The sequence below is a fragment of the Acinetobacter sp. QJM3NY_42 genome (assembly GCF_056173745.1).
In genome coordinates this window covers 1,834,623-1,846,517 of record NZ_CM149689.1, presented here as the reverse complement: position 1 = coordinate 1,846,517, position 11,895 = coordinate 1,834,623, and the positions used below count along the sequence as shown (strand labels likewise).

The following is an 11,895-nucleotide window of genomic DNA, read 5'->3' as shown; positions in this document are numbered from 1 at the left end:
GTAAAAAATTAAACTATGAAGCTGGATCAGGGCCAGATTGATTTAATTCTAATTAAAACCTTCTTGGAGCTAGATTTCAGCAGATAAAAAATGGTAAAACTGAATCAAGATTACTTTCTAAAAACAAAAAATAGGCAACTAATGTAGAAAAATGGTGAATTAAGGTAGTTTGTTATAATAATAAGGCTAGGGATAAAGCTAGAATGTAAGAGAGCCAAGGAGGTTAGGGATTCTAAATGAATAACAATTGTGATGACCACGATACTTACTATATTTTTAATCTGATTGGTCAGCATACTGAACTTCATCTTATTTTAAGCGCGGCAAGTACCTGGCTAGAGTCCCGCATTTCAAATGTTCTTGTAGCAATTATGCTTTATTCTGAACAGGAACAAATTCTGAAATTTACTAGCGGCAAGCAGAATTTTTCTAAACAGTATGGGGAGACCATAGACAATATAAATATTGCACCAGATGAAAGAACATGTGGCAGGGCAGCATATTTGCGTAAAATGGTCGTCAGTGAAAATTTATTGAAAGATATTTACTGGACTCCCTATCAGGCCTCGATCAAGCTCGAAAAGCTTTATACCTGCTGGTCGACGCCTATTCTTAGTGCACGGGGAACTCTTTACGGGACGTTTGCAACTTATTATCGGACATTAAGAAAACCTACTGATCATAATATCAAGTTATTAAAACAGGCTGCGGCCATGGTTGCCTTGGCAATCGAACTTGACCTTGAACGCAAGCAGAGAATTGCAATAAGCGAAAAATATAGTTCTTTTTATACTTATCACCCTGATGCAATTTTTGAAATTGATACGCAAGGTATCATGGTGAGTACAAATATTGCCTCTCGTAAAATTATTGGTTTTTCTGATGAGCAAATCAGGGGAAAGCATTACAGTTCATTTTTACCTGCTGAATATCGTGATATTGCAGATAAAGCGTTTAAAGAGGCAATGCAGGGAAATGCACAATACTATGAAATTCCGGCTTATCATGCTTCTGGTGAAATGATCTGGCTCGATCTGACTAATTTACCGATTAAACAAAATCATCAGGTAACAGGAGTATTCGGTATTGCCCGTGATATTACATTACGGCGTAAAAATCAGGAACACTTGCGGTTATTAAAACGTGGAGTGAATGCCAGTCCTAATGGAATTATAATTACGGATGCTACCGCCGAGCGAAAAATCGTTTATGTTAATCCAGCCTTTTTACATATGACGGGTTATACCGAAGAAGATGTTATGGGCAAGACATGCCACTTTTTGCAAGGACCGGAGACAGAAGCTGAAAAGATTGCTTTAGTACAGCAGGCTTTAAAAGAACACAAAGAGATACAAGTAACCGTTAAAAATTATCGTAAAGACGGGAGCTGGTTCTGGAACCGTTTAATGTTGGGTCCGGTTTTTGATGAGGCAGGTAGATGTACACATTTTTTGGGAATTCAGGAAGATATTACTCAACAGCGTATTCATGAAGACTATATTACCCATCAGCATAGTCACGATCATTTGACTGGTCTAGCTAACCGGCAGACCTTTGAAACCAACTTACAGCAGGCCTTCGAAACTCAACATCATAGTTCCAAGCCTTTATTCCTCTGTTATATTGATCTAGACGATTTTAAGCCGCTCAATGATAGTCTGGGGCACCTGATTGGTGACCAGATTATTAAAAGTGTAAGCGATCGCCTGCAAGCACTTTTACAAACTGGCGATTTCCTGGGCCGTTTTGCAGGTGATGAGTTTGCGTTATTAATGGTGAATCGAAATAAACGGTCAGAAGTAATTACAACTGCTGAAGAGATTCTAAAACTCTTTACACAACCTTTTCAAATTGATGAGCATAAAATCCATCTGAGTGCCAGTATTGGTATTGTCGCTGATGACTGTTCTATACAGCGTTCGTCAGAACTTTTATATCATGCTGTTTTAGCCATGAAAGAAGCAAAAAGACAAGGTCGTAATACCTGGCACTGGTATGAAGAAGCCAATAAAAAAGTTATGCCAGAAATTGACTATGCGCACTTACGCCTAGAGCTGATGGAAGCTTTAAACGATAATCAATTTAACCTCTTTTACCAACCCTTGATTAATCCTGCAACAGGTCTGGCCAAAGGCGTGGAAGCACTCATCCGCTGGAATCATCCACAGCGGGGATATATCTTTCCTGATATTTTTATTCCTTTAGCTGAAAGAACGGGACAGATTGTTGCAATTGGACAATGGGTGCTCAAAAAAGCCTGTATGGATATTGCTGAATGGAATAAGACTCATCAAAGTCAGCTTACTGTTTCGGTTAATATTTCGCCTTTACAGTTTCGTAGAGCAGGTTTCTTGCAAGAACTGGAACATGCACTGGACATTAGCACATTAACACCTGAGCTTCTCAAAATAGAAGTCACTGAGGGTATGGTAATTATTGGCGCTGACCGTGCTATTGAAATTTTAAAATCTATACGAGAGCTAGGGGTACAGGTATCTATAGATGACTTTGGTACAGGTTATTCCAGTTTAAGCTATTTACGACGTTTACCAATTAACCAGATCAAACTGGATCGCAGTTTTATTGAGCATCTTACAGAGAGTGACCAGGATGCTGCGATAGTTCAGTCCATTATCCATCTGGCTCATCAATTAAACCTGGAAGTTGTAGCCGAAGGAGTTGAAACCCTGAAACAGGCGGCCTTTCTCTACCAGCAGGGCTGTGATCTTTTACAAGGTTATTTTTATGCCCGTCCTGCGCCTATAACTGAATTAAAAACCATCTATATTTCATCATTAGGCTAATACGTACTGCAGAAGAATAAGGTCTAAAAAATAAATTGCATAGTACACCTATGACAAGAACATCGCTGTTTCTCATATAGATCAAATTGTATTCAAGAGCTGAATTAGTTGGTGCCCCATAGTTGCTACTTATGAGTAATGACATTTGTTATAAATAACACCATCAATAGAATGATTAAATACGGATAAAAATTGGAGGCTATTAAAAGGCATTTGCAGAGTCAGAAAATTCTGGCTGTTGTGGGTTGATATAATTTTTACAGTACTACAACTAAATAAAAAAACTTTTGGCTAAGAATTTGATGAATTCAATCTATTGTTATTAGTTTATTATTTTCTAAACTCTAAGAAGTCATATTTAAATATTCAAATAACAGTTGACTGATAAATAAAGCCCTTTTTAAATTCTACCACTTCACAGGCTGATATATTTTCAATTTAACTTGAGTTTTACTCATTATAGTGTTGTTTTAATCAGCAAATATTAATATAAGGTTTTGTTTTTTATATTTATAATTTATTTTAAGGTTGTTTTTTGAGCATTCGCAAAAGTGAATAAAATTGTATTTAATATATCTATATTGAATTTTATTAACATTAAAACTGATTTATGAGCAATACATCTCCTCAAGCCCGAAAGTTATATGCTGGCTATAAAGCTGATCATGTGGGCAGTTTTCCTGCGTCCTTTACGACTAAAAGAAGCACGTCAAGCTGTTGCTGATGCCAAATTGAGCCAAGCTGAACTTACTCAGATCGAAAATGAAGAAATATTAAAGATTATTGAGTTGCAAAAAGAAAATAATATCAAGGCAACTACTGATGGCGAATTACGTCGTGCTTGGTGGCATTATGATTTTATGGAAAACCTGATCGGTGCTGAAGGGTATGAGGATAGTGTCGGTTTAAAGTTTCATGGTGTCGAGACCAAGCCCCATAATGTACGTATTGTAGGCAAACTTGATTTTCCAGAAAATCATCCACATCTGGCGCATTATAAATTTTTGCATGATGCGGTAGGCACTAATGGTATGGCTAAAATGACCATTCCAAGTCCAAATATGATGATGCGGCCTAAATTACGTTTTAATAATACGTATGGTGAAGATATTCAGCAATATGTGGTTGACTTGGGACTGGCTTACCGCAAAGCAGTACAAGCATTTTATGACTTGGGCTGCCGATATTTGCAGATTGATGATGTATTCTGGGCGTATTTGATCAGTGAAGAAGACCGTGCGCGTGAGCAAGCCGCCGGGGTCGACTTGGACCAGTTAGCTGACTTTTGTGTTCAGACCCTGAATATTGCCCTTGAAAATAAGCCCGAAGATCTGGTGGTTGGTCTGCATATCTGTCGTGGTAATTTTTCTTCTACCTGGCACTACCAGGGTGGATATGAATCGATAGAAGACTATATCTTTAAACATCTTAAAAATATAGACCGCTATTTTCTGGAATATGACACAGAGCGCGCAGGTGGTTTTGAACCTTTAGCTAAACTACAAGGCAGTAATGCAGAAGTTGTTCTCGGTCTGATTACTTCGAAGGTAGAAGAGCTGGAAAATAAACAGGCCATCATCGCACGTATTCATGAAGCTTCCCAATATTTACCACTTGAACAGCTCGCACTTAGTCCACAATGTGGCTTCTCTTCAACCGAAGAAGGAAATAGGGTCCCTTACGACGCACAGTGGCGCAAACTTCAATTGGTGAATGAAATTGTGGCAGAAGTATGGGGAGAGTAATTTTAGAATTAACTCTATTGGATAGGTATTAAGTATAAAACTGGATAAAAAATCCAGTATTCTAAAAATAATAATAAAAAATTAATTATAAGAGAAACTTTATAAGAAAATTTTTTAACTTATTACAAGTAGCCAGTTTTATAAAAAAGTTAATTTTAATAAAACTAAAGACTGGCTCATTATTTTTTTAACTATAAACTTAAAATAAAGGATTATTCTAACAGCTTTAATATTCTTGCAGCTAAAAACCAAACCTAAAATATAATTTGAAAATATATTTTAATTTAATAGATTAATTTTTAAAATCCTTTATTTATTTTCGACAGTATAAATATCAGGTGATGTTTTAAATGAAGATTAGAAATACGTTTTTATTCATTTTCGGTCTTGCTACAGTCTCTACAGGCAATATCCTTGCCGAGCCTTTGAAGCTACCGGCAGAATGGACACAAAGTATAGAGCCTTTCAGGATTGCTGGTTCTATCTACTATGTGGGTACGCGTGGTTTAGGCTCGTATCTTCTTGTTTCTGGTTCTAAAGCTATATTAATTGACACAGGCCTAACTGAAAATGCTGCTTTAATTGAGCAGAATATACTGAAACTTGGGCTAAACCTTTCAGATGTAAAGATTATTTTGGTCAGCCATGCACACTGGGATCATGTTGGAGCTTTAGCGCAAATTCAGAAGAATACAGGTGCTAAAGTATTTGCTATGGATAAAGAGGTTACAGCTTTAACAACAGGTAAGCCTAAAGGAGACAATATTCTTCAGTCCTTTTCTTATACTCCGGTTAAAGTTGACCATATATTAAGAGATAAAGAAGTCATTAAAATGGGAAAAATACATCTTAAGGCAACCTTAACTCCCGGCCACACTCCTGGGTGTACCACTTGGTCAACCAGTTTAAAAGAACATGGAAAAACTCTGAATGTAGTATTTCCATGCAGCTTATCTGTTGCCGGAAATGTATTATCGAATAATCAGACTTATCCAGGTATCGTACAGGATTATCAGCTGAGTTTTCACCGCTTAAGCAAAATGCCTGCTGATATTGTACTGACCAGCCATCCTGAAGCAGCCGATCTTATGAATCGAAAAGCGAAGTCTGAGGCAGGACAGCTTGATGCTTTCACAGATCGGAAACTCCTGGAAAAAATTATTAAAGATGCTGAATTTTCTTTTAATCAGTCTCTTGATAACCAGAAAAAATAATATATTAAAAGAGCCTCTCTCATAAAGACGGCTCTAATTTTTCTTAAATTAATACTAGCCCATTCAAACTATAACCTTACTTTCACTTTATTAAAGGTTGCCCCGAAATAATTAATGATCATGGCTATCTGGTTGCTCAGTCACACGCTCTTTCGATGTGTGATCGGTTTGAGCATCATAGAGAATCTTGCCATTAAACATAGTCATTAGAACCTGTGCATTTTCCAGTTCCTCAGCCTTTTCCAGTTCCTCAGCCTTAAGCTTATATAAATTATGGCTCATTACAACCAGATCAGCAGCCTTACCTACCTCAATTGAACCAGTTTCGTTTTCAGCAAAAATTGCTTCAGCGCCGTTGATTGTATGGCTGGCAAGCATTCTGCTTAAAGGGATGCCAGATTGAACACCGGCAGAGATTCGCGTCATCGGATAGAATTCACGTACTGGATAATCACTAGATGAACTAAGCTGTACATTGGTATCGAAAAATGCTTTAGGTAAGGGATGACCATCTGCACGGATACCTAATGAGAGAAAGCGCGGTATAGTCGGGATAGCCTCATCACTGACGTGTGTAATCATGTGGCGTGCATCGCGCTTGCCATTCTGTTTTTGGGCATACTCCAAAGCATCAAGCATAAGGTTGTAAGTACTGGTTGGCCCTATATCATGAATATAGATGCGGAATTTTTCACGGTCCAATGCAGCTACGGTTTTTTTCAGAACTTCCTGATCCCAGACGACTGAACCATATGTACTGCTTGCACCTGTGCCAAAAATTTTGATTGAATCTGTCTTGAAGAATTTGCCATGATATTTTGCACGGCGTTCTACGAAACCTGGAATCTGTTCAGTACCACGTGTTTCATCTGCCCATTGTAATAAATCATAACGCACGGTTAATTCACCTTCACTATCTAGAGCTTTTATAGCCTCCAGAAAACTGTCTGTTGGATAATGCAATGGCACAAGAACAGAAGTCACACCACGCTGTGGCGCCAGATTTTTTTTGAAATGAAAGTATGGCAGCTTTATATTCGGCTACTGTAAAGTCAGGTTGGGGAAGTGTACTAATAACCAGATTTTGTGCTCCAAACTCACGGAAGATTCCGGTTGGGGTACCTTGGCTATCGCGGTCAATAAATGCTCCCACCGGGTCTGGAGTAGTTGCATTGATACCTGCATTTTGCATGGCTCGGGTATTTGCCCATACTTCATGGTGTCCATGAGTAATAAATACAGCCAGAATATCTTTACCCACAATTTCATCCAGCAGTTGTGCTGGCGAACGTCCTGCTGCTTTTGCCTGTGCCAGTACATAGTTCAAGTTCCATCCGACACCACGTACCTGCTTGGCTTCAGGCTGCTTTGCAAGAAAATTCTGGGTAGCCGCTTTATAAGAGTCCAAAGAAGGGGCTTCCAGATTTACCCAGTATATATTTTCTGCACGTAAATAAGCATGATTATGCGTATCTACAAAGCCAGGGAGCAACATTTTTCCCTTCAAGTTTATTATTTGGGTGTCCTTGCCACGCCACTCTTTTAGTCCCGTATCATCACCTACATAGACAATTTTACCTTCTTTGACTGCTACCGCTTCTGCTTCTGGCAATTTGGGGTCCATGGTATAAACTGAACCGCTTTCAAAAATCAGATCCGCTGAGCGTATCTGCTCATATTTATCATCACCACAAGCAGCCAAGGTGAGGGCTAAAGTGCTTGCCAGCGTAAGCTAAAAAATATGCGGTGTTTTTGAAACATAATAGGGTCGTCCTTGTTATTATTTCTGGGTTACTACCTGAAAATAATTTAATAAAAGTTTTCTTGATTAATAGTCTTGATCTGAAATGTTACGCCGCATAACTTAGGAGATAATATGAAATGAGTCAAAAACCTAAGCGGTATATTATTATACCTTTAAAGGTATAATTAAAATATAAAGGTCTAAACTTATAATATAATTAAAAAATATTTTTAATATTTCATTCTAGAGATTTTATAATCAGTTAAATATAGAATATCTTGATTGATTAATCATTTTATTTCGAGAATACAGAACTTAAAGAAATATATTTTATCGAGAGCTGCCTTTAAAATTGAACAGATGAGATAGAGAGTAGAAAAATTATTATGGTTAAATACTTAATTAGTGCGTGTCTGGTTGGTGAGAATGTGCGCTACAACGGTGGAAACTGCTTGCAGGAAAAGCTGAAATATTTAATTGAATCGCATCAGGCAATCAGTTTCTGTCCAGAAGTAGCAGGAGGGTTAAGTACACCACGATTACCTGCTGAAATTGTAGGTGGTCAGGCACAAGACGTATTTAATCAGCAGGCAGTAGTCTTAGACTCATCGGGTCAGGATGTCACACAGGCTTTTATAAATGGCGCCTATCAAACTTTGAAAATGGTACAACAGAATCATATCAGCCATGTCATTCTAAAAGCAGACAGTCCATCTTGTGGTTCAAAACTGATTTATGATGGCTCATTTACCGGAAAGAAAATTCTAGGCGAAGGAATGACTGCTATTTTACTTAGGCAGCATGGGATCATCGTGATGACTGAAGATGAATTTATGGAACAGCTTAATTAAACTTTTATAGAAAAATTCTGATGCTATGTCAGACCTTATTTATTCTTAATAGAATAGAAGAGCCATAAAAAAAGCCTTTATCTCTAAGATAAAGGCTTTTTAAATTTTGGAGCGGGAAACGAGACTCGAACTCGCGACCCCAACCTTGGCAAGGTTGTGCTCTACCAACTGAGCTATTCCCGCAATATGCAGCGTATTATAAGGCCTGTTCCGGGCTTGTCAATTAGCTGTTGTATCAACCGATGGTATTTTAAACTTTTTCACAACTCTATAGAGATATTTTTCAGTGTTAATTCCGAGAAATATTCAGTAAAACAGGACAAAAACTAAAAATAGTCTTTGTCCGGCTTGTTTAATCTGCACGTCGCCATAAGGTGCCCTGACGGGTATCTTCAAGAACCACACCTTGGTTCAGCAGATTTTGTCGGATGGAATCTGCTTTGGTAAAGTCTTTTGCTTTTTTCGCATCTACACGCTGCTGAATAAGCTCTTCAATTTCACTTTCAGACAATCCAAGTGCTTCCTGACCAATATCAGATCTCAAAAAGTCATCTACATTGTGCTGAACCAGACCTAAAATATTGGTCAGGTGACGCAATGTGGAATAAAAAACTTTAGCCTGCTCAGCATTTTCTTCTTTCAGGGCACGGTTGAGTTCCTTTGCAAGTTCAAACAGAACAGCCATTGCTTCCGCGGTGTTAAAATCATCACACATTGCGGCATTAAAGCGTTCAAGATGTATTTGACTAAAATGATCTGTCAGTTCTTCATTAAACTGCTGTTGGTATGCTTTAAAAGCATGGTAAAACCGGGTAAGGGCTGTTTTAGCTTCTTTAAGTGCTACATCAGAAAAGTTGACCGGACTGCGATAGTGTGAAGACACGATAAAATAGCGAATAACTTCTGGATGGAATTTCTCCATCACGTCACGAATAGTAAAGAAGTTACCGAGAGATTTTGACATTTTCTCGCCGTCTACATTAATAAAACCGACGTGCATCCAGTAATTTACATATTGTTCACCAGTTGCGGCTTCACTTTGTGCAATCTCATTTTCATGATGTGGAAATAGCAGGTCACTGCCGCCACCGTGGATATCAAAATGATTGCCGAGGCAGCAGGTCGACATGGCCGAGCATTCAATATGCCAGCCTGGACGTCCTTTGCCCCATGGAGAATTCCAGAAAGGCTCATTTTCTTTGGCATGTTTCCAGAGAACAAAGTCAAAAGGATGTTTCTTGTCGACTTCCACATCAACCCGATCAGAGGCTCCCGCTTGCATGTCATCAAGTTTTCGGCCAGAGAGACGACCATATTTATTGAACTGTTCAACCTGAAAGTAAACGTCGCCATTTGTTGCCGGGTAAGCACTACCATTGTCTACCAGCTTGCCAATCATGTTCTGCATCTGGTCGATATATTCAGTTGCGCGTGGTGCTTCATCCGGTGCAAGACAGCCAAGACGATGCGCATCCTCATTCATGGCCTGAATGAAACGGTCGGTCAGAGCCTGGATTGTTTCGCCATTTTCGTTGGCACGTTTGATAATCTTGTCATCAATATCAGTAATATTACGTACGTATTTGACTTCCCAACCCTGACTGCGCAAAAAACGGATAATATAGTCAAACGCAACCATGACCCGTGCATGTCCAATATGACAGTAGTCATACACGGTCATGCCGCAAACATACATGTCGATATGGCCCGCTTTGCGCGGTACAAATTCAACTTTTTTACGTTGCTCCGAGTTGTATAAAACAAATGGCTGCATACAGGTCTTCACATGCTCAAACAAAGGTAGTTCATCATAACTGAAGCGATATATTTCATAAAGTTTTATGCATTAATTTTATAGACTTGTGAAAAGTTCAGATTTAGAAAGCGGACTTTTACAGACCTATGTTAAAATGGGAAAAATTTTTCTCCTGACATTATTCAACTCTTAAAGAGTTAAGGTAAGTTGAGCTTGAATTCATCCAATATGACGCAGCAGATTGATTTTCAAAAAGTTGCTCGAGAAACATTACAGATAGAACAGCAGGCTTTAGAGATTCTGGCTGCACAGATTGATACACGCTTTGAACGCGCCTGCGAAATCATCTTGCAGTGTAAAGGCCGTGTTGTGGTTACAGGTATGGGCAAGTCAGGACATATCGGCCGTAAAATGGCCGCAACTTTTGCTTCAACTGGAACGCCTTCATTCTTTATGCATCCGGGTGAAGCAGGACATGGTGATCTGGGCATGCTGGTCCGTGGAGATGTGCTGATTGCAATCTCTAATTCTGGCAAAAGCGATGAAATCATGATGCTCATGCCTTTGATCAAACATCTGGAAGTGCCTTTAATTACTATCAGTGGTACTGAAAGTGGCCCAATGCCACAGAATGCTGATGTTGCATTAACGCTTGGCGAGTTAACAGAGGCCTGTCCGCTGGGTCTGGCGCCAACCTCAAGCACTACTGCTACATTGGCCCTAGGTGATGCACTTGCGGTCGCACTGCTAGAAGCGCGTGGCTTTACGGCGGATGATTTTGCCCGCTCTCATCCGGCTGGGGCATTAGGCAAACGTTTACTTTTGCATGTAAAACATTTGATGCATAAAGATGATGAGCTGCCAAAAGTCAGTCCTGATACACCGATGAATCAAGTTCTCTATGAAATTTCCAATAAACGCTTGGGTTTAACCACTGTTGTAGATACACAAAATACTTTATTGGGTATTTTTACCGATGGTGATCTGCGTCGTCTGATTGATCGTCAGCAAGGTTTTGATGTAAACCTGCCGGTATCGGAAGTAATGATCAAAGATCCGTATACCATTTCTCAGGAAGCGCGTGCTGTTGAGGCACTTGAATTATTACGTGATAAAAAGATCAATCAGTTTGTGGTCGTAGATCAGTCGAATAAAGTTATTGGTGTTATCAGTATGCATGATCTGATTCAGGCTGGAGTGAATTAAAACTATGGCATCGTATGTTTTACTTGAACAGGCTCGACATATGCAGGCCCTGGTTCTGGATGTTGATGGAATTTTAAGTGATGGTTTTGTTACTCTCACTAATAGTGGCGATGAAATCAAGTCTTTTGATATTCGTGATGGTCTGGGAATGAAGCTGGTGCAGCAGGCAGGTATGAAAGTCATCATCATTACCGGTCGCAGCAGTAATATCGTACATACCCGTATGTCCAGTCTGGGTGTTGATCTGGTTTATCAGGGCCGTGAAGACAAAGGTGTAGCATTACGTGAAGCCTGTGCGCAGCTTGGCCTTTTACCAGAAGACTGCCTGTATATGGGAGATGACTGGCCTGATCTCTCTGCTTTTGCGATTGCTGGTATGAAAGTTACTGTACCTAATGGTCATGTGGAAGTACGCCGCCGTGCAGATCTGGTAACCCAGTCAATGGGTGGTCGCGGTGCAGTACGGGAAGTATGCGATATATTATTAAATGCAAAAGGTGTTTACCAAGAACTTCTTGAAAAATATCTTGCTGTACCACATTAATAACAGATGTCCTGATTTAAAGAACTTAGAA

Annotated in this window: 9 protein-coding genes and 1 tRNA gene; 6 read left to right on the top strand and 4 right to left on the bottom strand. The window is 39.3% G+C overall.

What is annotated here, in order from left to right:
- Positions 1 to 236: 236 nt before the first annotated feature.
- The 3 genes from AC0VYT_RS08655 (at position 237) to bla (ending at position 5,763) form a co-directional block, all read left to right on the top strand.
- Entirely contained in the window at positions 237 to 2,804 is a 2,568-nt protein-coding gene (locus tag AC0VYT_RS08655; protein ID WP_005019674.1) for a bifunctional diguanylate cyclase/phosphodiesterase, read from the top strand.
- Between the two features lie 644 nt (positions 2,805 to 3,448).
- Entirely contained in the window at positions 3,449 to 4,549 is a 1,101-nt protein-coding gene (locus tag AC0VYT_RS08650; protein ID WP_005019675.1) for a 5-methyltetrahydropteroyltriglutamate--homocysteine S-methyltransferase, read from the top strand.
- A gap of 350 nt (positions 4,550 to 4,899) precedes the next feature.
- Positions 4,900 to 5,763, top strand: a complete 864-nt coding sequence (gene bla, locus AC0VYT_RS08645; RefSeq protein ID WP_005019677.1) for a putative subclass B3 metallo-beta-lactamase — start codon at positions 4,900 to 4,902, stop codon at positions 5,761 to 5,763.
- 111 nt (positions 5,764 to 5,874) lie between these two features.
- Here bla and AC0VYT_RS08640 read toward each other — a convergent pair whose 3' ends face one another.
- Positions 5,875 to 6,747, bottom strand: a complete 873-nt coding sequence (locus AC0VYT_RS08640; protein WP_080548199.1) for an amidohydrolase family protein — start codon at positions 6,745 to 6,747, stop codon at positions 5,875 to 5,877.
- Positions 6,677 to 7,465 carry an amidohydrolase family protein gene (locus AC0VYT_RS08635; protein WP_005019682.1) on the bottom strand — a complete coding sequence of 263 codons (789 nt, stop codon included), beginning with the start codon at positions 7,463 to 7,465 and terminating at the stop codon, positions 6,677 to 6,679. The genes AC0VYT_RS08640 and AC0VYT_RS08635 overlap by 71 nt, the downstream gene beginning before the upstream one ends.
- A 428-nt stretch (positions 7,466 to 7,893) precedes the next feature.
- Between AC0VYT_RS08635 and AC0VYT_RS08630 the strand changes: the two genes are divergently transcribed.
- Positions 7,894 to 8,358: a 2-thiouracil desulfurase family protein gene (locus AC0VYT_RS08630; RefSeq protein WP_005019684.1), complete on the top strand. Its 465-nt coding sequence runs from the start codon at positions 7,894 to 7,896 to the stop codon at positions 8,356 to 8,358.
- A gap of 107 nt (positions 8,359 to 8,465) precedes the next feature.
- On the opposite strand, the gene AC0VYT_RS08625 is transcribed toward AC0VYT_RS08630, so the two are convergent.
- Both AC0VYT_RS08625 and cysS read right to left on the bottom strand, forming a co-directional pair.
- Positions 8,466 to 8,541: transfer RNA gene (locus tag AC0VYT_RS08625), tRNA-Gly, on the bottom strand.
- A gap of 169 nt (positions 8,542 to 8,710) precedes the next feature.
- Positions 8,711 to 10,132: a cysteine--tRNA ligase gene (gene cysS / locus AC0VYT_RS08620; protein ID WP_005019687.1), complete on the bottom strand. Its 1,422-nt coding sequence runs from the start codon at positions 10,130 to 10,132 to the stop codon at positions 8,711 to 8,713.
- Between the two features lie 210 nt (positions 10,133 to 10,342).
- Here cysS and AC0VYT_RS08615 point away from each other — a divergent pair, with 210 nt between their 5' ends.
- Together AC0VYT_RS08615 and AC0VYT_RS08610 are read left to right on the top strand one after the other, a co-directional pair.
- Positions 10,343 to 11,320: a KpsF/GutQ family sugar-phosphate isomerase gene (locus tag AC0VYT_RS08615; protein ID WP_005019693.1), complete on the top strand. Its 978-nt coding sequence runs from the start codon at positions 10,343 to 10,345 to the stop codon at positions 11,318 to 11,320.
- Positions 11,321 to 11,324: 4 nt separating this feature from the next.
- Complete coding sequence (locus tag AC0VYT_RS08610; protein WP_005019694.1) at positions 11,325 to 11,864, top strand: KdsC family phosphatase; 540 nt, start codon at positions 11,325 to 11,327, stop codon at positions 11,862 to 11,864.
- Positions 11,865 to 11,895 lie beyond the last annotated feature (31 nt).